The organism is Nitratidesulfovibrio oxamicus, assembly GCF_015731765.1.
Lineage (GTDB): Bacteria > Desulfobacterota > Desulfovibrionia > Desulfovibrionales > Desulfovibrionaceae > Cupidesulfovibrio > Cupidesulfovibrio oxamicus.
Genome location: NZ_VRYY01000122.1, coordinates 1 through 24396, shown reverse-complemented (window position 1 = coordinate 24396; position 24396 = coordinate 1). Strand labels below are relative to the sequence as shown.

Annotated in this window: 12 protein-coding genes; all 12 read right to left on the bottom strand. The window is 65.0% G+C overall.

The genetic code is table 11. The annotated features are described in order from the left end of the window. Positions 1-289 precede the first annotated feature (289 nt). Positions 290-2113: a methyl-accepting chemotaxis protein gene (locus FVW20_RS05685; RefSeq protein ID WP_196608666.1), complete on the bottom strand. Its 1824-nt coding sequence runs from the start codon at positions 2111-2113 to the stop codon at positions 290-292. A gap of 233 nt (positions 2114-2346) precedes the next feature. Next, positions 2347-4497, bottom strand: a complete 2151-nt coding sequence (ldhH, locus tag FVW20_RS05680; RefSeq protein ID WP_196608665.1) for an L-lactate dehydrogenase (quinone) large subunit LdhH — start codon at positions 4495-4497, stop codon at positions 2347-2349. 4 nt (positions 4498-4501) lie between these two features. Further along, positions 4502-5131, bottom strand: a complete 630-nt coding sequence (locus FVW20_RS05675; RefSeq protein WP_196608664.1) for a LutC/YkgG family protein — start codon at positions 5129-5131, stop codon at positions 4502-4504. Positions 5132-5267: 136 nt separating this feature from the next. Beyond that, on the bottom strand, positions 5268-6329 hold the full coding sequence (locus tag FVW20_RS05670) for a phosphotransacetylase family protein (RefSeq protein ID WP_196608663.1): 1062 nt from the start codon (positions 6327-6329) through the stop codon (positions 5268-5270). A gap of 153 nt (positions 6330-6482) precedes the next feature. Next, a complete protein-coding gene (locus tag FVW20_RS05665; protein ID WP_196608662.1) occupies positions 6483-7697 on the bottom strand; it encodes an acetate kinase in 1215 nt (404 codons plus the stop codon). Between the two features lie 149 nt (positions 7698-7846). Continuing rightward, positions 7847-9961 carry a phosphate acetyltransferase gene (pta, locus tag FVW20_RS05660; RefSeq protein WP_196608661.1) on the bottom strand — a complete coding sequence of 705 codons (2115 nt, stop codon included), beginning with the start codon at positions 9959-9961 and terminating at the stop codon, positions 7847-7849. 303 nt (positions 9962-10264) lie between these two features. Next, positions 10265-11557 (bottom strand): (Fe-S)-binding protein, encoded by a 1293-nt coding sequence (locus tag FVW20_RS05655; protein ID WP_196608660.1) that lies wholly within the window; start codon positions 11555-11557, stop codon positions 10265-10267. Between the two features lie 4 nt (positions 11558-11561). Continuing rightward, positions 11562-12947: an FAD-binding oxidoreductase gene (locus FVW20_RS05650; protein ID WP_012612981.1), complete on the bottom strand. Its 1386-nt coding sequence runs from the start codon at positions 12945-12947 to the stop codon at positions 11562-11564. Positions 12948-13118: 171 nt separating this feature from the next. After that, positions 13119-14828: an L-lactate permease gene (locus FVW20_RS05645; RefSeq protein WP_196608659.1), complete on the bottom strand. Its 1710-nt coding sequence runs from the start codon at positions 14826-14828 to the stop codon at positions 13119-13121. Between the two features lie 122 nt (positions 14829-14950). Continuing rightward, positions 14951-18598: a pyruvate:ferredoxin (flavodoxin) oxidoreductase gene (gene nifJ, locus FVW20_RS05640; protein ID WP_196608658.1), complete on the bottom strand. Its 3648-nt coding sequence runs from the start codon at positions 18596-18598 to the stop codon at positions 14951-14953. Positions 18599-19247: 649 nt separating this feature from the next. Beyond that, positions 19248-20747, bottom strand: coding sequence for a sigma-54-dependent transcriptional regulator (locus FVW20_RS05635; RefSeq protein ID WP_196608657.1), 1500 nt, complete (start codon positions 20745-20747; stop codon positions 19248-19250). Between the two features lie 5 nt (positions 20748-20752). Further along, the gene (locus tag FVW20_RS05630; RefSeq protein ID WP_196608667.1) at positions 20753-24349 is read right to left on the bottom strand and encodes a hybrid sensor histidine kinase/response regulator; all 3597 of its coding nucleotides are present in this window, start codon (positions 24347-24349) and stop codon (positions 20753-20755) included. Positions 24350-24396: the final 47 nt, after the last annotated feature.

Here is a 24396-nt window from a genome sequence, read left to right as displayed (position 1 = left end):
TGCCCGGCGTGCTCAAGCCCATGAGCTTTCGCCCCGGCACGCTGCTGCGCAGCACCGTGCGCCGCCTGTGGGCGGCATGGCGGTCGTGACCGGCAGTCATGTCCGGCGCGGTGCCGCATGCGCCGCCGCTGGCGTTCCCCGCCCGGCGCAGTTCCCGATTTCCTGATGCTGGCGGCGCGCCCGGCAATGCAAACGGGCCGGAGGGTGTTCCCTCCGGCCCGTGACGTTTGGCGTGCCATGGCGCGTGCGGCCCTCACTCGCCGCATGGCCCGCTTGCCCTTTTGGGCGGCTATGCGGCTTCCTTCTTCATGCCCTCGATCAGGCGGCGCAGTTCGGCGGCCTGGTCGGCAAGGTTGCGCAGGTCGGTGTTGGTGGCGTTGACCAGCGTGCCGTTTTCACGGGCGATGCGGTCGATTTCCTCCACCGAGCGGGTGATCTCCTCGCTGGCGGCGGACTGTTCCTCCGCAGCCGTGGCGATGGCCTGCACCTGCCCGGCGGCGTCGTGGGCCATGGTCACGATCTGCTGCAACAGCTCGCCGGAACTGCCGGAAAGGCGCGCTGCGCCGTCGATGGCGTTGACCGCGTCGTCCATGCCCGTGACGTTGGTGCGGGCCAGATCCTGGATGGCCTTGATGGAATCGCCCACTTCCTTGGTGGCGCCCATGGTTTTTTCGGCCAGCTTGCGCACCTCGTCGGCCACCACGGCGAATCCGCGCCCGGCGTCCCCGGCGCGCGCCGCCTCGATGGCCGCGTTCAGCGCCAGCAGGTTGGTCTGGTCGGCAATGTCGTTGATCACGTTCATCACGTGGCCGATGGCCTCGGACTGCTGGCCCCGGCGGTGCATGTTGTCCTTGAGGTTGCTGGCCAGCCCCTTCAGGTCCTGCATGGCCTTCACGGTCTGGCCGACCATGCCCGAGCCTTCGTCGGCCTTGGTGCGCGAGGCCTCGGTCTGGTCAGCCGCCCGGCCTGCGTTGCGCGCCACTTCAAGCACGGTGGCGTTCATTTCTTCCATGGCCGTGGCCGTTTCGTTGATGCGCGCCATCTGGGTGTCGGTGCCCCGGCTTATTTCCTCGGACCGGCGCGAGATGTCGTCCGCCGCGTGGTCGATGGCACGTACCACGCCGTCCAGCCGTTCGGCGGCGGTAAGGATGCCTTCCCTGGTGGCCACGGCGGCCTTGGCCATGGCTTCTTCGGCCTGCTGGGCCGACGCGCGCGCGGCGTCGGCCTGGCGGCCCGCCTCGCGCTGCTTTTCGGTGATGTCCGCGATGTTGTTCTTGAGCGTGGTGACCATGGTGTTCAGCGCGGCCTGAAGCACCGAGATTTCGTCGCGGCCCCTGGCCTCTATGCGCACGTCCAGGTTGCCTTCGGCCACGGCCTGGGCCGCCCCCGTGGCTTCACGCAATGGCCGCACGATGGACGCGATGAGCATGATGCACACGGGTATGACCACCAGCACCAGGATCGCCGCCATGACCGAAAGCTGCCAGGTCAGGGCCTTGCGGGCCAGCCCTTCGAGGTTGGCGTTGATGGCGGCCTTGGCCTCGTCGATGTTGTCGATGTACACCCCGGTGCCGATCCAGAATTTGGTGCCGGGAATCATTTCGGCATAGGCCAGCTTGGGCTGGTCGCCCTTGCCCGGCTTGGGGAAGATGTACTCGACGAACCCCCCGCCAGACGCAGCGCGCTGCGCCAGTTCACGCACGAAGTAGACCCCGTTCTTGTCCTTGTTCTCGGACAGGTCCTTGCCCTGCACGCTCTTGTTGGGGGGCAGGGCCACGTTGGTGGTGCCCTGGTAGACGAAATAGTATCCGGACTGGTCCTTTTCGAAGCGGATGGTGTCGATGGCCTTGCGCACCATTTCGATGCGCGCGGCCTCGCCCGCATCGGCAGGCACGTCTGCCAGCAACTGTCCCAGGGCCAGGGCCACGGAGTGGGTGGCCACCTGCAACTTGGCCTTTTCCTCTTCCAGCATCACCTGCTGGGTTTCGGTGACGCCGTGGTCCTTCACCGTGCCGATGGTGGACACGAAGGCTGCAACCACGCCCGCCACGAACAGCACCATGAACACAAGCAGCGCGATGACGCGCGCGCCGATGGAGAAATTCCTGAACATGCGATCCCCCTTGAGTGTTCGCACGAGTCGCCTGCCGTCGGTATGCCTGCCGCGGACCAGCACCCGGATACTGGTTTGAAGCAATACTATACGTAGATACAGTTCTTGCAAAGGCTGCTAGCGGTTATTCTTGGAACGCCCGCTCGCGCCGCGAGGTTTTAGGAACGCAAGGGGGCCGTCCCCGCAGATGCGGGAACGGCCCCCCTTATGTCATCTATCGGCGTAACTGGCGTTTACTTCAGGTTTTCCGCCAGAAGTTCCGCAATGTGGCCGACCTTCATGCGGTTGCCGCGCTTTTCCGCGCCGCCGCGGATCTGCATGATGCAGCCGGGGCAGTCGGCCACCATGCGGGTGGCGCCGGTGGCTTCGGCGTTGTTCAGCTTCTTGTCCAGCAGTTCCTTGGACAGTTCCGGGAACTTCATGGAGAAGGTGCCGCCAAAGCCGCAGCACACCGCTTCTTCCTGGGCCGGGCAGTATTCCGAGCCGGAAGACGCGATGAGCGCGCGGGGCTGTTCCACCACGCCAAGGCCACGGCACAGGTGGCACGAGGAGTGGTAGGCCACCTTTTCGCCCTTGCCCTTGAAGTCGTCGGCGGTCATGCCGAGCACGTCATGGACGAAGGAGCTGAAGTCGATGACCTTGGAGGCGAACAGCTTCACCTTGCCCGTCATGTCGGTCTGCCCCGCCAGGATGTTGGGGTAGCCTTCCTTCAGGTGCGAGGCGCACGAGGCGCACAGGGTAAGGATGTAGTCGTACTTGGCCGCGTCGAACGCCATGACGTTCTGGCGCGCCACGTCGATGGTGGCCTGGCGTTCGGCCATCATCTGCACGGGCAGGCCGCAGCAGCTCTGGTCCATGGGGAAGTCCATCTCCACCCCGCGCGAGGCCAGCACCTTGACGGCGGCCTTCATCTGCTCGGGGTAGACGAAGTCCTGCACGCAGCCGGAGAACAGGGCCACGCGCAGCTTGGCGTTGGCCACACGCGGACGGATGGTTTCCCATTCGTCGCGGAAGGCCTTGTCCGCGATGGCGGGCAGCGCGCGGAACCCGTGGTCCTTCATGAACATCTGCGGCAGGTGGCGCAGGTACGGGGTGCCGCCGGTAACCGGCTTCTGGGCGTACTTTCCGAAGCGCAGCAGGGTGTGGAACAGCTTGCGGTTCTTCAGCACCTTGCCGAGCAGGGTGGCTTCAACGGGTGCGCCGTCCTCTTCGCTGAGGCGGGCGCGGATTTCCTTGATCAGGCGGGGCAGGTCGATGCCGCCCGCGCAGATGCTCTTGCACGATTCGCAGTTGATGCAGTTCTGCACCAGGTTGCGGGCCTTGTCCTTGCCGTGGAAGAAGTAGGTGAGGATGAGGCCGATGGCGCCGATGTAGATGTGGCCCATCTTGTGGCCGCCCACCAGGCGGTACACGGGGCACACGTTGGCGCACGCGCCGCAGCGCACGCAGCGCATCACCTGCGAGAACAGCGGGTCCTGGGCCAGGGCGCGGCGGCCGTTGTCCAGGAACACGATGTGCATTTCCTTCTTCTCGTCGGCGGCAGCCCTGCACTCGTTGGCGCCCGTGATCCAGGTGACGTACGAGGTGATGGCCTGGCCGGTGGCGTTGCGGGGCAGCACCCGCAGCGACTTCAGGGCGTCGTTCAGGCTGGGGGTCAGCTTGTCGAGGCCGCACAGGGCCACGTGCACGCGGGGCAGCGTGGTGACGAGGCGGGCGTTGCCTTCGTTGGTGACCAGGCCGATGGTGCCCGATTCCGCGATGGCGAAGTTGGCGCCCGAGATGCCCATGTCGGCGGTGGCGAAGTGCTGGCGCAGTTCGCGGCGGGCCACCTTCACCAGGCGCTGGATGTCCACTTCCTGCTTCTGCTTGGTCACCTCGGAGAAGAGGTCGGCCACCTGGTAGCGCGAAAGGTGGATGGCGGGCATGACCATGTGGGTCGGCCCTTCATGGCGCAGCTGGATGATCCATTCGCCAAGGTCGGTCTCGATCACTTCAAGGCCGTCGTCCTCCAGGCGGTGGTTGAGCAGCGTTTCTTCCGCCGTCATGGACTTGGACTTGACGATCTTCTTGCAGTTCGAGTTCTTGGCGATGCGCGCGATGATCTCGTTGGCCTCGGCGGCATCCTTGGCCATGTGCACCTTGACGCCGCGCTTTTCGGCCTCTGCCTTGAACTGGGCGTACAGCCCGTCCATGTTGCGGGCTGCGGCGTCCTTGGCGTCGGCCACTTCGGCGATCATGGCCTTTTCGTCCAGCCCGCGGAAGGCGTTGGCGCGGCTGACGGGGTAGGCCGTGGCGAACTTGTCCATGGCCTCGCGCAGAAACTCGTTGTCGAGGGATTCGCGCAGTTCCTTGCGGTATTCTTTCAGGGTCTTGGCGGTTTGCATCAGACTAGTCCTCCAGCATCAGGATGTGCAGTTCCAGCGGACCGTGCACGCCGATGGCCAGCACGCGCTCGATGTCGGCGGTGCGGCTGGGCCCGGTGATGAACGCGGTGTAGCGCGGCGTGCCGGTGTTGATCAGCGCGTTGACTTCCCGCTCGGCGTCGAAGGCCGTGGCCTTGATGCGCGATTTCGGCAGGATGGCCATGTGGATCTCGCTGATCATGGAGGACAGGCGCAGTTCCTCGCTGGTGGAGTCGATGACGCAGGTGCCGGTTTCGGCAATGGCCATGTCGGCATGGGCCACGCCGATGTCGATGCCCGCGAGATGGCCGCGCAGGCCCTCGCGGATGCACTTCACGCCGCGCTCGGCGCACAGGGCCGAGAAGGCGGCGTATTCGTCGTCGGAAAGGTTGGGGGCGGCCACAACCTTTTCCTGCTTGGTTTCGCACAGGGCCTCGGCCTTGTCCGAAAGCTTTTCCTCGCAGCCGGAAACCAGCAGCTGGCAGGCTTCCTTCTTGTCACAGACGTCGAGGGCGTAGGCGAAGGCCTCTTTCAGGTTCTTCAGCTCCACCACGGTGGCGCCGACCGCCTCGGCTTTCTCACGCATGAGCCGGGCAAGGTCATTGGTAGCACTCATCAGTACTCTCCCTTTGAAACGGATTTACTGTGCAACGCGCCCTTCGGCGTTTGGCGGCGAAACGCGGTTTCGCCTGCGCCTTCGGGGCGGACGGCGCATTCGCGCCGCCTGGGCATTTCCTTCATGTCGAAATGCCCTACTGAATGCCGAGTTGCGCCGTCAGCCGCGCAAGGTCCAGGGCATGCGCCACGAGGTCGGCCCCGCGGCGTATCTTGACCAGTTCGCGCAGCTTCTGGCTGTTCAGGATCTCTTCCATCTTCCGGGCCACGGTGTACGTGTCCTCGCGGACCACGACCACCGGAACCCCCAGCGCCTCTGACCGGGCGCGTATGATCTCATCGGGGGGGATGTTTCCGGTCAGGACCAGGCAAGGGCACTGCCCCTCCAGTGCGACAAGTTGCAGGTCCGTCCGGTCTCCGCCCACGATGGTTGCGCAGTTGGCGTGCCGCCGAAAGTGCGCCATGAAGTTCTCCACCTGCATGGTGCCGATGAGGAACCCATCCACGATGCGGCTGGCCCGCGCCGTGCCCGAGACCATGCGACCGCCCAGGCGGTGCGCCAGCTCCGACACCTTGATGGCGTTGAGGAGCGGGTCGTTGGGCACGATGCCGAGCACGGGTACGCCCCGTTCCGCCAGGAACGGCACAAGCACCTCTTCGGCGTCGCGCAGGTAGCTTTCGGGCACGTCGTTGCACAGGACGCCCGCAAGGGCGTCTCCCAGCAGTTCCTTTGCGTACAGGATGGCGTCGTAGTCGATGCCGTGGGCATACCGTTCCACCAGCAGCACCTTGAGGTCGAGGCGCCGGACGACCGTGGGGCCGTCCACGCCGCGCGCCTTGCCGGTGGTCAGGAACGCTCCGGCACCGCCCACCAGCATGGTGTCGTGCCCGCGCGACAGCGCCCCGTAGGCAGAGGCCACGCGCTCCAGCGCGTTGCCCCCCGACAGGGCGGCCGCCCGGATGTTGCCGGGCATGATCACGGGGGTAAGCACTTCGGGCGGGGCGGAAAGCCCCAGCACCTCCTGCACCAGCAGGGCGTCCTCGTCGCCGGTCTGTTCGTCCACGGTCCGGGGCAACGTTCCCAGGGGCTTCATGAAGCCCACGTTGCGTCCGGTTTGCCGCAGCGCAAGACCAAGCGCCATGCAGACAAGGTTCTTGCCTGCCCGAGCCGCCGTAGATCCGATGTAGATGCCCACCATGTCCGTTTGTCCGTTGTACGCAAGGCCGTGGGATGGTCCGGGTGGTGCCTTGGCTGTGGCCGCTGGCAGTGTCCCGGTTCTCCGGACGTGGCCCGGAGAAACCCCGCCGCACGGTCCTTGCGGACGCGCGCGGCGGGGAATGTCTCGTATCGCCTAGTTCTTGCCGTTCAGCACGGCAACCGTGGTCTGGGCGATTTCCAGTTCCTCGTTGGTGGGCACCACCAGCACGGGCACGCGCTGGCCGGGCTTGCCGATGTGGCGCGCCTGGCCCGAACGCTTGGCGTTGACCGCCTCGTCGATGTCGACGCCCAGGATGTCCATGTCCTTGCACACGGCGGCGCGCACCAGGTCGTCGTTCTCGCCGATGCCGGCGGTGAACACGATGGCGTCCAGCTTGCCCACCACCACGGCGAACGAGCCGATGTACTTGCGGATGCGGTAGACGAACATCTCGAAGGCCAGTTCGGCCATCTCGTCGCCCTTTTCACGGGCGGCGTGGATGTCGCGCATGTCGTTCATGCCGCAGATGCCCTTCAGGCCGCTCTGCTTGTTCATCACGGTGTCGATCTCGGCGCCGGACCAGCCCTTCTTTTCCATCAGGAAGGGGACCAGCGCGGGGTCGATGTCGCCGCAGCGGGTGCCCATCATCAGGCCTTCCAGCGGGGTGATGCCCATGGTGGTGTCCACGCAATGGCCGTTCTTCACGGCGGCCATGGAGCACCCGTTGCCGAGGTGGCAGGTGATGATGTTCAGCTCGTCCAGGGGCTTGCCCAGGAACTCTGCGGTCTTCTTGGTGATGTAGCGGTGCGAGGTGCCGTGGAAGCCGTAGCGGCGGATGCGCAGCGTCTTGTACAGGTCGTAGGGCAGCGGGTAAAGATACGCCTTTTTGGGCATGGTCTGGTGGAACTCGGTGTCGAACACGCCCACGGAAGGCGCGTGCGGAAAGAGTTCTTCCGCCACTTCGATGCCCGCGAGGTTGGCGGGGTTGTGCAGCGGGCCCAGCGGAATGTAGTCGCGGATGATGCCCTTGGCCCATTCGTCGATCTTGACGGACTGCTTGATCTCTTCGCCGCCGAGCAGCACGCGGTGACCCACGGCGTAGATTTCGCCCTTGTCGGCGATGACGCCCTTCTCGGCATCGGTGATCAGGTCCACGACCTTCTTCATGCCTTCGACATGATTGGCGAACGCCTGTTCGAGGACGATCTTTTCCTCGGCGTCGGTGTCGGGCTTGATCTTGTGGGTCAGTTTGCCCATGCCTTCGCCGATGCGCTCGACAAGACCGGAGCACAGGGCCTTCTCGGTGGTCATGTCGATGAGCTGGTACTTGATGGACGAGCTGCCGGAGTTGATGACGAGTACGTTCATGCGGGTCTTTTCCTTTCGGGGTGTGGCCCTCCGGACCGTGTGGGCGGCCCGGAGGGGCGGCTGCCGGGGGGAGTGTGGGCGGCCCCCCGCTGTGGTTGCAAACGTGAATGCCGCGCGGCGGGGCAGGCCCAGCAGCGCGGCGGTGGGTGCTAGATAAGGCCCTTCTCGGCCTGCGCCTGAATGGCCGTGATGGCCACGGTGTTCACGATGTCGGGCACCGTGCACCCGCGCGACAGGTCGTTGACGGGCTTGTTCAGGCCCTGCAGCACCGGGCCGATGGCCACGGCCCCGGCGGCGCGCTGCACGGCCTTGTAGGTGTTGTTGCCGGTGTTCAGGTCGGGGAAGATGAACACCGTGGCCTGACCGGCCACCTGGCTGCCGGGCAGCTTGGTGCGCGCAACGTCCATGTCGATGGCGGCGTCGTACTGCAACGGACCTTCCAGCAGGAGTTCCGGCGCGCGTTCCTTGGCGATGCGGGTGGCCTCGATGACCTTCTCCACGTCGGCGCCCTTGCCGGACGAGCCGGTGGAGTACGACAGCATGGCCACGCGCGGCTCGATGCCGAAGATGCGCGCGGTGTGGGCCGAGTTGATGGCGATTTCCGCCAGCTGTTCCGCCGTGGGGTTGGGGTTCACCGCGCAGTCGCCGAAGGCCAGCACGCGGTCCTTCAGGCACATCAGGAACACGCTGGACACGATGGAGAAGCCGGGCTTGGTCTTGATGAACTCGAACGCCGGGCGGATGGTGTGCGCCGTGGTGTTGATGGAGCCGGAGACCATGCCTTCCGCGTCGCCCTTGTGCACCATCATGGTGCCGAAATAGGTGACGTCGTTCATGGTGTCGCGGGCGCGCTCGATGCTTACGCCCTTGTGCTTGCGCAGTTCGAAGTAGGCCTGGGCGTATTCCTCGAACCTGGGCGACAGGTTGGGCTGGATGATCTGCACGCCGTCCAGGGCGATGCCCAGTTCGCTGACCTTGGCGCCCACCTTGTCGGCGTCGCCCAGCAGGATGATGTCGGCAACCTCGCGCCGGGCCAGGATGTCGGCGGCGCGCAGGATGCGTTCCTCCACCCCTTCGGGCAGCACGATGCGCATGCGGTTCTGCTTGGCGCGTTCGATCAGGTTGAACTCGAACATCATGGGGGTGATGCGGCTGGACTTGCGGTTGATCAGGCGGCGGCCCAGCTCCTGGCTGTCCACGGAACGCTCGAACAGGCCGAGGGCGGTGTTGATCTTGCGCTCGTTGTCCGGCTCGATCTTGCCGTACAGTTCGTTCAGGGTCTGGATGGTCTTGTAGGTGTGGTCCTTCACCGACAGGATGGGAATGGGCACCCCGGTCCAGCCTTCGATGAGGCGGTGCACGTTGGGTGCGGGCTGGATGCCGCCGGTCAGCAGCATGCCCGAAATGTCGGGGTAGGCGCCGGAAAGGCGGGTGGCAAGACCGGTGAGAATGATGTCCGAACGGTCGCCGGGGGTGATCACGAGGCACCCGGGGGTCACGTAGTCGAGGAAGTTGCCGATCTGCATGGCGGCAATGACGTAGTCGTCAACCAGGGTGTCCAGGCGGCCGTGGCCGTACAGCACCTGCGCGTTCAGCCATTTCTTCACGTCGCCCATGGTGGGCTTGCCCAGGGTGGGTTCCTCGGGCACCACGTACACTGCCAGGGGATTGGAGCAGTTGACCTTGCATTCAAGGCTGCTGATCACCTCGTTGCGTTCGGCGTCGGTGACCGAGGCGCGGTTGATCACGGCGGCCACGATGTCCAGGCCCTTTTCATCCAGCAGGTCGATGGTCAGCTGGGTGGAGGCGATGATTTCGTGGGCGGTCTTCTGCTGGCCGTTGGCCACCACCATCACGGGACAGCCGAGGTTGGCGGCGATGTCGGCGTTCAGGTCGAATTCGAAGGCGGCATCCTTGCCCAGAAAGTCGGTGCCCTCGCAGAGCACGAAGTCGTAACTGTCTTCCAGCTGCTTGTACTTTTTGAGGATGTTTTCAAGCAGCGTGGCGTGCTGACCGTTGTTGATCAGCTCCCGGGCGTCCTGCAGCGAGTATGCGTAGGTGTCGGCCACGGGAATGTCGAGGTTGAAGTGGGTCAGGATGAGGTTGGTGTCGTGGTCCACCGCATCCGTGACCGGCCGGTTGATGATGGGGCGGAAGAAGGCGACCTTGCGGATGTCGCGCAGCAATAGCTGCATCATGCCGAGCACCACGGCGGACTTGCCGCTCTTCGATTCCGTCGCGGTGATGTACAGATTGTTGGCCATGCATATCTCCTTGCGTGCCACTGGGCGGGCGCGGCGAGGCGTCCGAAGGATCGTACATCGGCGGCACGGCCGCCGGTGTTTCCGGGCCTGACCCGGTGAGCCAAACGGCCCGCGGAACATTCCGCGGGTCCGAAATCCCCTGACGGGGGCCGCCGTTCGGCCCCCCGCCGGGGAATGATACCAGAGCGCGGCGCGGCATGCGCGCCCGATCATCAAGTATATAATCCGTGGGCACGTCCATGCCGCGCCCGATCAGCAAGCATGTAATCCGGGGCGCGACAGGCCGCGCCCCGGATGTTCGTTCTAGCGCAGCGAATCCGCGTACAGTTCGATGGAGTGCTTCACCGCCACCTTGGCCCCATGCTGCGAGAGCATGTCGGTCATCTGCAGCATGCAGGCGGGGCAGCCGGTGGACACGATCTGGGCGCCGGTGGCCAGGATGTTGTCGCGCTTGCGTTCGCCGATCTGCTTGGACAGGTCGTAGTGGTACAGGTTGAAGCTGCCGCCCGAACCGCAGCAGCGGTCGCATTCGGCCATTTCCACCAGTTCGTACTTGGGGTTCATGCCGATGAGGGCGCGCGGCTGCGAGGTGACGCCGAGCGACTTCTTCATGTGGCAGGAATCGTGGAAGGTCACCTTCACGGCGCCCTTGGCCGGGGTCTCGGGCTTGACGCCCAGCACGTCCACCACGAACTGGTTCACGTCCATGACCTTGTCGTGCAGGGCACGGATCTGGTCGCGCATGGTCGCCGGATACTCGTCCATGAGCTTGGGCCAGATTTCCTTGATGGTGGCGGTGCAGGTGGCGCACGGGGTCACCAGGTAGTCGAAGCCGCCCTTGGAGAACAGGTCGAGGTTGATCTTGACCAGTTTGTCGTAGGCCACGCGGTCGCCCGAGGAGATGGCGGGAATGCCGCAGCAGGCCTGGCCTTCGGGCATGTACACGCCAACGCCGTGGTGTTCGAACACCTTCAGGCAGGCTTCGGCCACACTGACGAACATCTTGTCGCCAAGGCAGCCCGGGAAGAAGGCGACGCGCTTGCCGCTCTTGCCCGCCGGGGTGTCCAGCGCCTTGATCTTGCTGTGCAGCGACTGCTTGGCCAGCCCCACGAAGTGGCGGTCGCCGATGACGGGCGACAGCACCTTGGAGCAGGAGGAGCCGAGCAGGTCGTCCACCTTGCTGGTGAAGATGCCCTGGAACTTGGAACCCAGGTCCAGCAGGGCGTTGAACAGGGCGGGCTTGGTCAGCATGCCGCGCAGGATGGCCTTCTTGACCGGCGAGAGCCCCATGTAGGTGTTCACGATGACACGGGCACGCAGGAAGATGTCCATGACCTTGACGCCCGAGGGGCAGTTGGCCCCGCAAGAGCCGCACAGCAGACACTTGTTCAGCTTTTCCTGAACGCCCGCCGCGTCGTGGATCATTTCCTTGGCCAGGTTTTCGAGCAGCGCGATCTTGCCGCGCGTCACGTCCGCCTCTTTCATGGTCTCGGCAAACACGGGGCAGACGGCCTGGCACATGCCGCACTTCATGCAGCCGACCATCTGGTCGTCCAGCTCCTGGAGCAGCTTGGCGAGTTTGGTAAGGTCTGCCATGGCGTTAGGCTCCGATGATCTTGCCGGGATTCAGGATGTACTTGGGGTCGATGGCGCGCTTCATGTTGCGCGAGAACTCGATGGTGGCCTTGGAGGTTTCCTTCTCCATCCACTTGGACTTGGCCATGCCGATGCCGTGCTCGCCAGACAGGGTGCCGTGCAGCGAAAGGGCCACGTCGAAGATTTCGTCCACGGCGTGCTCCACGCGCTCGAACTCGTGCTTGTCGCGGCGGTCGCACAGGATGGTCGGGTGCAGGTTGCCGTCGCCCGCGTGGCCGAAGGTGCCGATGGAGATGTTGTACTTGGCCGCGATGTCGTTGATGGCCTTGACCATGGCGGGAATCTTGGAGCGCGGCACGGTGGCGTCTTCAAGCACGGTGGTGGGCTTGGCGCGGGCAAGGGCGGGCAGCGCGTTGCGGCGGGCTTCCCACAGCTTGAACTTTTCGGCGGCGTCCTTGGCCACCTTGATTTCGGTGGCGCCGACCTTGTTCAGCACCTTTTCCACCTTCTCGGCGTCTTCGGCCACCTGGCCGGCGTGGCCGTCCACTTCGATGAGCAGGATGGCCTGGGCGTCGCGCGGCAGACCGGCCTTGGTGAAGTCGTCAACGTAGCGGATGGTGGCCTGGTCCATGAATTCCAGGGTGCAGGGCACCACGTGGGCGGCAATGATGCCGGCGACCGCTTCCGACGCCTTGTTCACGTCGTCGAACACGGCCATCATGGCCTTGGAGGCCTGCGGCGGCGGCACCAGCTTGAGCACGATGTTGCTGAACACGCCAAGGGTGCCTTCGGACGCCACCATGAGACCGGCAAGGTTGTAGCCGGTCACGCACTTGACCGTGCGCGAGCCGGTCTTCACCAGGCCGCCGTTGACGTCGAAAAATTCGATCCCCATCACGTAGTCCTTGGTCACGCCGTACTTCAGGCCGCGCAGGCCACCGGCGTTTTCGGCCACGTTGCCACCAAGGGTGGAAACGGCCTGCGAACCCGGATCCGGCGGGTAGAAGAGGCCGCGCTTGGCCACTTCGGCGGCGAACTTGGCGGTGACCACGCCGGGCTCGACCACGGCGTACAGGTCTTCTTCGTTGATTTCGATGATGCGGTTCAGGCTGTTGGTCAGGATGACGATGCCTTCACGCGGGTCGGGGATGGTGCCGCCCGAAAGGTTGGTGCCGGCGCCGCGAACGGTGATGGGGTTGCCGTTCTCGTTGCACAGGCGAACGACCTTGCCGAGTTGCTCGGTGGTGGTGGGGCGCACCACGAGGGCGGGCACAACGGCCTCAAGCACGGCGGAATCGTAGGAGTACGACTGACGGTCGGCCTCGCTGGTGAACACGTTGTCCTTGCCGACGACGGCTTCGAATTCTTTGATCAGGGCTGCACTGGGCATGAGGATAGTCCTCCGGGTCAAGCGTTGCTCCGCCCCCGTCACCGGGAAAGGGCGAGGTTGCGGAAACCGTAACGGAGCGGATGGCTCCACTCCTTTCCTGGCTGTATGTTCAGCCACTCCTCTGTTGAAAAGGGGGGCGGAGCGCAGCCCCGCCCCCCTTGCACCTCGAAACTAGAACAGGTTGGAGTACGCCCCGAAGGAGAGCACGCTGGCCACGATGCCCACGACAATGCCGTAGAGGGCGAAGGGCCAGAAGGTGCGCTTCAGGATCATACCCTCGCGGCCGATCAGGCCGGTAACGGCGCAGACGGCAACGATGTTGTGGATGCACACCATGTTGCCCATGGCGCCACCGGCCACCTGGGCGGCCACGATGATCTGGCGGGGCAGGCTGAGCTGCTGCGCAACGCCCCACTGGAATTCGGCGAACAGAAGGTCCGAAACGGTGTTCGAACCGGTGATGAACGCGCCAAGGCCGCCCACGTAGGAAGCGAGCATGGGCCAGGCGTTGCCCGCAAAGGCGGCGACGGTCTTGGCCATGGCCAGCGGCATGGAGGGGTAGTTGTTGGGGTTCAGGGCCGCATCGGCCACGCCGGAACCGCGGAAGATGGACACCAGGGCCACGGCGGCGAACAGCGCGATGGTGGGGGCCTTCATCTTGGAGAACGACTCGCTCCAGGCCTTCTTGACCGCGTCACCCTTCATGCCGTGCAGCATGATGGTCAGCAGGGCCACCAGGGTGAAGGGAATGGTGCCGGGCAGGTACAGGTAGTCGATGGAGGCGGAAACGCCCTTGTAGCCGAGAATGTCGTTGAAGGGGATCTTCTGGGCGGCAAGGAAGCCCTTCAGGCCCAGTTCGGGAATGCGGGTGAGCACCAGGATGATGCCGATGAGGATATAGGGCAGCCACGCCATGAACTGGCTCATGTGCGGCTTGAATTCGGTGTTGGTGCTGGTGGCGATGGTGCCGGTCCATTCAGCTTCCCAGGTGGACTGGGGGCCGAAGTCCCAGGTTTCCTTGGGCACGCAGAAGCCCTTCTTGGCGCCGGCCACGATGATGCCAAGGCCCACCAGGCCGCCGATCAGCGACGGGAATTCGGGACCCACCAGCCAGGCGAAGGTCAGGTAGGGCACGATGAAGGCCACGGCCGCGAACACGCAGAACTGCCAGGCGGCAAAGCCTTCGGCCCACGACTTCTTCTGGCCGTAGAAGCGGGTAAGGAAGCCCAGCATGAAGACGGGCAGGATGAAGATCATGGGGCCGTGCATGACGGTGGCCCACTGGCCGATGACCTTGGCGAAGGAACCGAAGTCGGTGAAGTTCAGCCCGGGGTTGGCGGCGGCAGCGTCCTTGACCAGCGGGGCAAGGAACTTCAGGCCGATGAGGATGGGGGTGCCCACGGCGCCGAACGACACGCAGAACGAGTTGAACACAAGGCAGATGACGGCGGCGGCCAGCGGCGGGAAGCCGAGGGACAGCAGCAGCGGGGCGGCCAGCGCGGCGGGCGTGCCGAAACCGGCGGCGCCTTCGATGAAGGCCGCGAACATGTAGCCGATGATGATCGCCTGAATGCGCTTGTCACGGCTGATGTTCTGCATTCCGTACTGGATGGTTTCCATGCCGCCGGAATACTTCAGGGTGTACAGGATGATGATGGCCCCGAACACGATGATCAGCACGCCGATGGCGGTGACCACGCCCTGCAGCGACAGGGCGGCAATGTACCCCGCAGGCAGGTTCCAGGCGCCGATGGCGCCGAGTACGCAGACAAGCCAGGCCAGAGGCATGGCGCGGGTGGACGGCCAGCGCATGCCGACCATGAGCACCAGGGCCACGAGGATGGGCAACAGTGCCACCAATGCAAGCAGTTCCAATGACATCAAGACGCTCCTCTTCTGTTGTGCGTGACCCGCCCCCGGAGTGCACCCGCCGGGATTGGGAAAGGTATGCAAGTGCCGGAGGGGGTTGCACCTCCCCTCCGGCACCGGTCTATCTGTGAGGGTTATTCAGCGGCTCGGCCGTCGTCGCAGGCATCCCCGCCCTTGCGGCGGGCGTGTTCCGGCGTTTCGGTGACGGCGCAGAAGCCGCTATCCCCGTTTCCCACGGTCACCGGGGCCCCGGCGGGGGCGGTAACGGCGGGCGCATCGGAGATCTGCTTCAGCAGCAGGTAGCGTTCGTTGTACTCTTTCTCGATGGCCGCGCGCAGGCGCTTGGACTCTTCGGGAGCGATCTTTTCGAGGGCGGCATAGCGGGTTTCACCAGCCATGAATTCCTGCATGGTGCCGTTGGGCGCCTTCGATTCGAGCACGAACGGGTTCTTGCCTTCTTCGGCAAGTTCGGGGTTGAAGCGGTACAGGGGCCAGTAGCCGGATTCCACGGCCATCTTGGCTTCTTCCATGGACTTGCCCATGCCCTTGCGCAGGCCCTGGTTGATGCAGGGAGCGTAGGCGATGATCAGCGAGGGGCCCTTGTAGGCTTCGGCTTCCTTGAAGGCCTTCAGCACCTGCTGCTTGTTGGCGCCCATGGAGACGCAGGCAACGTAGACGTAGCCGTAGGTCATGGCCATGCGGCCAAGGTCCTTCTTGCCGGTCTTCTTGCCCGAGGCGGCGAACTTGGCGATGGAGCCCAGCGGGGTGGCCTTGGAGGCCTGGCCGCCGGTGTTGGAGTACACTTCGGTGTCCATGACCAGGATGTTGATGTCCTCGCCGCTGGCCAGCACGTGGTCCACGCCGCCGTAGCCGATGTCGTAGGCCCAGCCGTCACCGCCGAAGATCCACACGGACTTCTTGGTGAACTGGTCGCTCATGTGCCACAGCTCGTCCAGCAGCGGATGGTCGTCCGCGCCGCCAAGCAGGCCAAGGATTTCTTCGCCGTACTTCCTGGAGCCTTCGGCGTCGTCCTTGTTGTCCAGCCAGCCCTGCAGGGCGGCCTTCAGGTCGGCCTCAAGGTCCAGGGTCAGGGCTTCGGCCACCACGTCGGCAAGCTTGGCGCGGCGCTGGTTGTAGGCCATGGCCATGCCGTAGCCGAATTCGGCGGCGTCTTCGAACAGCGAGTTGCCCCAGGCCGGGCCGTGACCGTCCTTGTTGGTGGTGTACGGCGTGGTGGGGGCGGAGGCGCCCCAGATGGACGAGCAGCCGGTGGCGTTGGCCACCACCATGCGTTCGCCGAACATCTGGGTAAGCAGCTTGACGTACGGGGTTTCACCGCAGCCGGCGCAGGCGCCGGAGAATTCCATCAGCGGCTGCTGGAACTGCGAGCCCTTCAGGCTGTCGCGGGCCATCAGGGTGTCCTTGATGGCGATGTTGGCGTCGGCGTAGGCAAGGTTGGCAACCTGGTCGGCCATCTGGGTTTCGATGGGCTTCATGACCAGGGCCTTGTTCTTGGCCGGGCAGACGTCGGCGCACGAGCCGCAGCCCATGCAGTCCTGGGCGTACACCTGCATGCGGTACTTCAGGCCGTTCAGTTCCTTGCCCTTGGCTTCGATGGCCACGAACGAGGCGGGCGCGCCGGCCAGTTCCTCATCAGAGGCCAGGATGGGGCGGATGGCCGCATGCGGGCACACGAACGAGCACTGGTTGCACTGGATGCAGTTTTCGGACAGCCACTCGGGCACGGTGATGGCCACGCCGCGCTTTTCGAAGGCGGCGGTGCCCACCGGGAACAGGCCGTCGGGTTCGAAGGCCGAAACCGGCAGCTTGTCGCCCTGCTGGGCCAGGATGGGGCGCACCACGTTGGTGATGAAGTCGGGGTCCGCGTTGGCCACGGGGGCGGCGTCGGCGGCGGTGGCCCAGGATTCGGGGTACTTGATCTCGGTGACGGCCTCGATGGCCTTGTCAACGGCGGCCACGTTCATGGCCACGATCTTTTCGCCCTTCTTGCCGTAGGCCTTGTGGATGGAATCCTTCAGCAGCGCCACGGCCTGCTCGAAGGGAATCACGCTGGACAGCTTGAAGAACGCGGTCTGCATGATCATGTTGATGCGCCCGCCAAGGCCCACCTCGGTGGCAACCTTCACGGCGTCCACGTTGTAGAACTTCAGCTTCTTGCGGGCGATGGTGCGCAGCATGGAGGCGGGCAGTTCCTTCTCCATGTCTTCCGCGCTGTTCCAGTGCGAGTTCAGCACGAAGGTGCCGCCGGTCTTGATGCCGTCGAGCACGTCGTACTGGTGCACGTAGGCCGACTTGTGGCAGGCGATGTAGTCGGCGCTGTTGACCAGGTAGGTGGACTGGATGGGGCTGTTGCCGAAGCGCAGGTGCGACACGGTGAAGCCGCCCGACTTCTTGGAGTCGTAGGCAAAGTAGCCCTGGGCGTACATGCCGGTGTTGTCGCCGATGATCTTGATGGCCTGCTTGTTGGCGCCCACGGTGCCGTCGGCGCCAAGGCCGAAGAACTTGCACTGCACGGTGCCGGCGGGCACGGTGTCCACGCCTTCGGTCACTTCCAGCGAGGTGTCGGTGACGTCGTCGATGATGCCCACGGTGAAGTGGTTCTTGGGGCCGACAACCTTCATGTTGTCGTACACGGCCTTGGCCATGGCCGGGGTGAATTCCTTCGAACCCAGGCCGTAGCGACCGGCGAGGAGCTTGGGCATTTCGCCGCGCTCCATGAAGGCGGTACACACGTCAAGGTACAGCGGTTCGCCCAGCGAGCCCGCTTCCTTGGTGCGGTCGAGCACGGTGATGGTGTCGGCGGTGGCGGGCAGCACCGACAGCATGTGGTCGATGGAGAACGGACGGTACAGGCGCACCTTGACCAGGCCCACGCGCTCGCCCTTGGCGTTCAGGAAGTTGACCACTTCCTCGATGGTTTCGCAGGCGGAACCCATGGCGATGATCACGCGCTCGGCTTCGGGGTGGCCCACGTAGTCGAACAGCTTGTAGGAGCGGCCGGTGATTTCGCCGACCTTCTTCATGTAGTTCGCCACAATGCCGGGCACGGCGTTGTAGAACGAGTTGCAGGCTTCACGCGCCTGGAAATAGATGTCGGGGTTCTGCGCGGTGCCGCGGATGTGCGGGTGCTCGGGGTTCATGGCGTTCTGGCGGAAGGCTTCCACCTTCTCCCAGTTCACCAGCTTCTTCATGTCGTCGTATTCGATGACTTCGATCTTCTGCAGTTCGTGCGAGGTGCGGAAGCCGTCGAAGAAGTGACAGAACGGCACGCTGGACTCGATGGCGGACAGGTGGGAGACCAGCGCCATGTCCATGGCTTCCTGCACCGAGTTGGAGTTCAGGAAGGCGAAGCCGGTCTGGCGGGCGGCCATGACGTCCTGGTGGTCGCCGAAGATGGACAGCGCGTGCGAGGCAAGGGCGCGGGCCGAAACATGGAAAACGCCGGGAAGCAGTTCACCGGCGATCTTGTACATGTTCGGGATCATCAGCAGGAGGCCCTGCGAGGCGGTGAAGGTGGAGGTCAGCGCGCCAGCGGCCAGCGAGCCGTGCACGGCGCCTGCGGCGCCCGCTTCGGACTGCAGTTGGCGGACGGAAACCGTCTGCCCGAAAAGGTTCTTCTTGCCCTGGGCGGCCCATTCGTCCGCCGATTCACCCATGTTGGAAGAAGGGGTGATGGGGTAGATGGCAGAAGTGTCGCTGAGCGCGTAGGCGACGTACGCGGCAGCGGTGTTGCCATCCATGGTCTTCATTTTCTTGGCCATTGATCTCTCCTTGGGATTGCTAACCTTGAAGCGGGGGTGAAAGGTCAGCCGTGCCTTGCGGCGCGGTCCGTGACATGACTCCGAAAATGGGCATGGACCCGGAAATGGTGATGAACCCGGTATCGTGCCTCGTCATGTCGGCCCTTGTGGCGCGGTTTCGCAGCCGTTGCCGGGCCGTTGGTGTCGCGTTGCGGCGTGCGCCCGTCTGCTGGCCTTTTCGGGCGGCGCCCCGGTCCTTGCGGTCTGCGGACCTTGCGGTCACTGCGGACTGTGCGGACCCGGCACCGGCACCCGGAAGGCGGGCGGGCAGGCTGCGGCCCTTACGCAACAACAAGAAGTGTGCCAGTTCCGTTACGTCGGTGCGTTGGCTGCATCCTCCTTGGATTGTTGAAGTATTGATTCATCTTATGAAACTGACGCCAGCGGGTGGTCCGAAAAACCGGACGGCAGGCGTTGCGGCGCATGAAAAGGCGGGGCCGTGGAATGGCGGCGAAACAGCCTAACGCCGCCGAATTGAATGGTCAAACGGTTCGTCGGGACGGATTTCGTCCCGTGTCCGAAAAAACGGATGGCGGAAAGGGCAGGGGGGCCGCGTCCGAAAGGTAGGACACCTGCCGGGGGGATGTACCCGCAGGCTACTCCTTTCCGCTTACAGTGACATATTATTCTTTTTCAGCAGGGCATAGAAGTGCGAGCGCGACAGGCCGGAGACGTCCAGCATCTCCTGCAGGTTCCCGCTGGTCTGCCCGATGAGGATTTCAAGGTACTTGCGCTCCATGAGTCGCTTGAAGCCCTTGAGCGGCGGCAAGGGGCTGGTGAAGGCGGCATCCGGGCCATGCTGGCCGTCGGCGCGTGCGGCCGGCGGCACCATGTCCTGTGCGCCGCCGGAACCGTCGCCGTTGCCATGGGCGGCGGAGTAGGGGGCGGATTCGCTTCCGATGCCGCCTTCGCCCGTGGCGGGGCGGGCGATGGCGGCGCGGGTGATCTTGATGCGGACGTCCTGGGGCAGGTGCAGCGCGTAGAGCACGCTTTCAAGCCCGGAGATGACGAACGAGCGCTCCAGCACGTTGTACAGCTCGCGCACGTTGCCCGGCCAGTCGTACTGGGCCAGCTGCTGGAAGAAGTCGGGCGAAAAGCCCTTGTGGGGCACCCCGTACTGCTCGCACAGCCGGTTCACGTGGTAGATGGCCAGGGGCTTCAGGTCTTCCGGGCGGCTGCGCAGCGGGGGCAGTTCCACGTGTACGGTCTTCAGGCGGAACAGCAGGTCCTTGCGGAATTCGCCACGCTCCACCATGGCGTCCAGGTCGCGGTTGGTGGCGGAAATGAGCCGGAAGTCGCTCTTGATTTCCTGGGTGCCGCCCACCGGGCGGAAGGTGCGTTCCTGCAGGAAGCGCAGGAACGAACGCTGGATGGACAGGGGCATTTCGCCCACTTCGTCCAGGAACAGGGTGCCGCCGTCGGCCAGTTTGACCAGGCCGTCACGGTCGGTGAGGGCGCTGGTGAAGGCCCCCTTGCGATGGCCGAACAGGGTGGATTCCACCAGGCTTTCGGTCAGCGCGGCGCAGTCCACCACCACGAAGCTGCCCGCGCGGCGGGTGCTGTTGCGGTGGATGGTGCGGGCGAAAAGTTCCTTGCCGGTGCCCGTTTCGCCGGTGACCAGCACGTTGGCGTCGGACGAGGCGGCATGCGCCACCAGGTCGAAGCACTGGCGCATGGAGGGGCTGGTGCCCACCACGCCGTCCAGGTCCAGCGCCACGGCGGCGGCATCGCCCCGCGACAGCTTTTCCTCGCGGTATTGCAGGGCGCGGTGCAGGGTGAGGGTGGTCTGCTTGATGGGCGAAGGCTTGACCAGGTAGTCCCACACGCCGCCCTGGATGGCCAGTTCAGCGCCGTCTGGGTCGCCCTCGCCGGTCAGGATGATGACCTCTGGCCGCGACGGCGAAAGCCGGATGCGCGGCAGCGCGTCCAGCCCGTTGCCGTCGGGCAGGCGCACGTCCAGGAACACCACGTCCACGTTGGCGGTTTCCAGCTTGCGCAGTCCTTCTTCCAGCGTGTGGGCCGTTTCGCAGGCGTAGTGCAGGCGGGCCAGCAGGCTGGCTATGGTCTCGCAGACCTGGACGTCGTCGTCGATGACGAGAATGGTGGGCACGCTTGCTAGCTCCCCAGCCGGGCGAACACCCGGCGGATGGCGTCGGCCAGGATGTTCCGGTTGTACGGCTTGTGGACCATGGCCTTGATGTTTCCGGCGACGGCCGCCCCTTCGGCTGCCACCTCGCGGCCCGAAACGAGGATTATCGGCATGTTCGGTGCAATATCGCCCATTTTGCGGGCAAGCTCAAGGCCGTTTGCCTCGGGCATGTCGAAGTCGGTGATGACCAGGTCGAACGAGGCGGGGTGCTCGCGCACGGCGGCCAGCGCCAGCAGCGGGTTCTTGAAGGCCCGCACGGTGTAGCCGAGGCTCTCGAGCACCCGGGGAATGGTGTGCAACTGGTCGTCGTCGTCCTCCACGAACAGGACGCGCTCGCTGCCCGTTTCCGGGGCCAGCAGGGCCGGATTGATGAGGCAGGCGTCCTGCGCGTGCATGGGCAGGTATATCTCGAACTCCGTCCGCCGCCACGGCACGCTGGCAACGCGCACCGCGCCCCGGTGGCCCTTGATGATGCCGTGCACCACGGCAAGGCCAAGGCCGGTGCCTTCGGTCTTGCCCTTGGTGGTGAAGAACGGGTCGAAGATCTTGTCCACGATTTCCGGGGCAATGCCGGGGCCGTCGTCGGCCACGGTCAGGCGCAGGGCGCAGCCCGGTTCCATGCCCAGCTCCAGGGCGCGTTCGTCGGGCAGCATCTCCTGCTCCAGGTTCACCTCCAGCACCCCGCCCGTGTCGCGCAGGGCCTGGAACGAGTTGGTGCACAGGTTCATGAGCACCTGGTGGATCTGGGTGGGGTCCGCCCGGGTGATGGACGGGCGCGGCGGAATGGCCTTGCGTATCTCGATGTTGCGGGGCAGCGAGGCCTTGATGAGCACCAGCGCCTCGGTGAGCACCTCGTTGATGTCGGTGATGACGAAGCCTTCCACCGAGGGGCGGCTGAAGGTCAGGATCTGCTTGACCAGGCGGCTGCCGCGCTGGGCGGCCTTCAGGGCGCGCATCAGGTCGTTGCAGGTCAGCGAGTCCGCCGCGATGTCGCTGATGGCCAGTTCGACGGAGTTGATGATGGACGTCAGGATATTGTTGAAATCGTGGGAGATGCCGCCCGCCAGCGTGCCGATGGCCTCCATCTTCTGCGACTGGAGCAACTGGCGCTCAAGCCGGATGCGCTGGGTGACGTCCTCGGCGGTGGTCAGCAGGCCCACCACATCGTCGCCGTCGCCTTGCGCATGCCCCCCCTGGTCGCTCAGCAGGGGCACGCGGTTGGTTTCCAGCCACACCGTCTCGCCGCCGGGCGAGGTGATGGTGATCTTGGTCTGGTAGCGCGGCTGGCCGGACCGAACCACGGCTTCGTCGTCGTCGTGCACGCGGGCGGCGTCCTCGGTGGAGGGCAGCACCTCTTCATCGGTGCGGCCCAGCAGCGCATCGGCGCTGTCCAGCCCCACGAAGCCGAGGAAGGACTTGTTGGCGCCCATGTATTTCAGGTCGCGGTCCTTCCAGTAGACGAACTGGGGGATGTTATCGAGCACCAGCTGCAACATGCGCTGCGAAGCGGAAAGGGCGCGTTCCGCGGCCTTGCGCTGGGTGATGTCTTCCGCGTAGCCCTCGATGTGGCGGACGTTGCCCGCCTCGTCGAGGTGGGGGCGCATGGTCAGGTGCATGGTCACGGTGTCGCCGCCGGGCCGGTCCACGCTGGAATCGAACGAGATCACCGTGTCCTGCCCGGCGCCGATGCCCGGCCCGGAACCTGATCCGGAACCGGACATGTCCGGTGTGCCGTGCAGCCGGGCAAAGGTGCCCGCGCCCGACGCCAGCAGCAGGGCCGGTGAGGCGTAGCCCGACATGCGCGCCATGGCCGGGTTGGCGTCCAGGTAGTCGCCGTCCGGGGTAACGCGGAAGATGCCCAGCGGCGAGCTTTCGAACAGCGAGCGGTACTTTTCCTCGGCGGCGCGCAGCAGGTCCTCGGCCTTCTTGCGGTCGGTGTAGTCGAAGACCACCCCCACCAGCCCCGCCACCGCGCCCCTGGAATTGCGGTAGGTGGCCTTGTGCATGATGATGGAGTGGGGCGATCCCTCGGGGCCGGGCAGGGTGGTTTCGTAGCTGGACACGCCGGGTTCGTGCATCAGGCTGGTGTCGGACGCGTCACGCAGCATGGCCACGCCTTCCGGCCCGGCCTGCCATTCGTAGCGCCCCAGCAGCGCCTCGCGGTCCACGCCGAAGAACCGTTCGAAGGCCACGTTGCATTCGCGCACCCGGCCGTCGGCGTCCTTGCTGTAGATGGGGATGGGTATGGTGTCCATCAGCGAGCGCAGGAACGACAGCTGGTCCTTGATCTTGCCTTCCACCCGCCGCTTTTCCAGGATGTTCATGACCAGCAGCACCAGGGTCACCGCCAGGATGACCATGCTGACGATGATGGTCCAGAAGACCTGTTTGTTCAGTTCGTAGAACCGGCTGGGCTCGTTGATGATGATGCGGCCGGGCGGCAGCTGCGAGGGGCTGATGAACAGCCGTTGCAACTCGTTGTTGTCGAACATGAAGGCCTGGTCGGCCTGCTCCACGATGGGGATGGACGAGGCGCGGATGCCGCTCAGAACCTGCAGGGCCATGCGCGCGGCCATTTCGCCGTGGCGCACCCCGGAGATCAGCTTGCCGCCCACGATGCCGTGCCCCAGCAGGAAGGCCCAGTTGCTGTACAGCGGCGCGCGCGAGGCGGCGTGCACCTTTTCCAGCAGTTCTTCCGCCGAGTAGAACTGGCCGTCGATGTCGCGGTAGATGGGAACGAAGTAGAAGAAGGTGTCCGGGGTCTGGTTGCGTACCCAGTCCAGCATCTGGTCCAGGCTGTAGTCGCTCCATTCCTCGACCACCAGGCGGTCCTTGAACGGCCCCAGCTGGGCCAGCACCTGGTTGCGGATGGCCGCACCGGTGACCGAATCGTCGCCGATGATCACCATGCGCCGCAGCTGCGGGTTCAGGCGCAGGGCCAGTTCTATGTTGTAGGCCACGTCGTAGTTTTCGAGCACCCCGGTGATCTCGCGCCCGGTGGCGCGCAGGGTTTCGGGCTGCACGTCGTTCAGCCCGCAGAACACGATGGGCACGCCGGGGAACAGTTCTTCGCCGAACTGGAGCAGGAAATCCACCGCCACGTTGTCCGAGGCGATGATGATGTCGAACTTCTTGTTGCGGAACTTGTCGCGGTACAGGGCGTACAGGGTGGAAACCGTGTCCTGGTAGTGGAACTTCTTGGAGTCCATGTATTCCACCTGGAACACGATGCTGTACGGGCTTTCGGCCAGCGTCTGGCGGATGCCTTCCTGGATGTGGTCGGACCAGGCGTACCCGTTGTGATACGAGTTCAGGTACAACACGTTCTTGCGCGCGCCTTCCTGCGTGCCCAGCGAACCGGAGGCGCCGGTGGCGGACGTGGCGGTGTCCGGCGGTTTGGCCGATTGGGCGGGGTGTGAAGACTGGGCCCAGGCGGGTGCGGGGCCGGAGGGCAGGAGTGCGCCGGGTATGGGTGCCGATGTGGGAGACGATGCCGGACCCGGCGACAGGCCCGGCAACAGGCCCAGCGACAGGCACAGCAGGAGGGCCAGCGCCGTCAGCACGCAGGCCGGGCGGCGGAGCGGAGTGCGGCCTGTCGCATGGCGGGGCC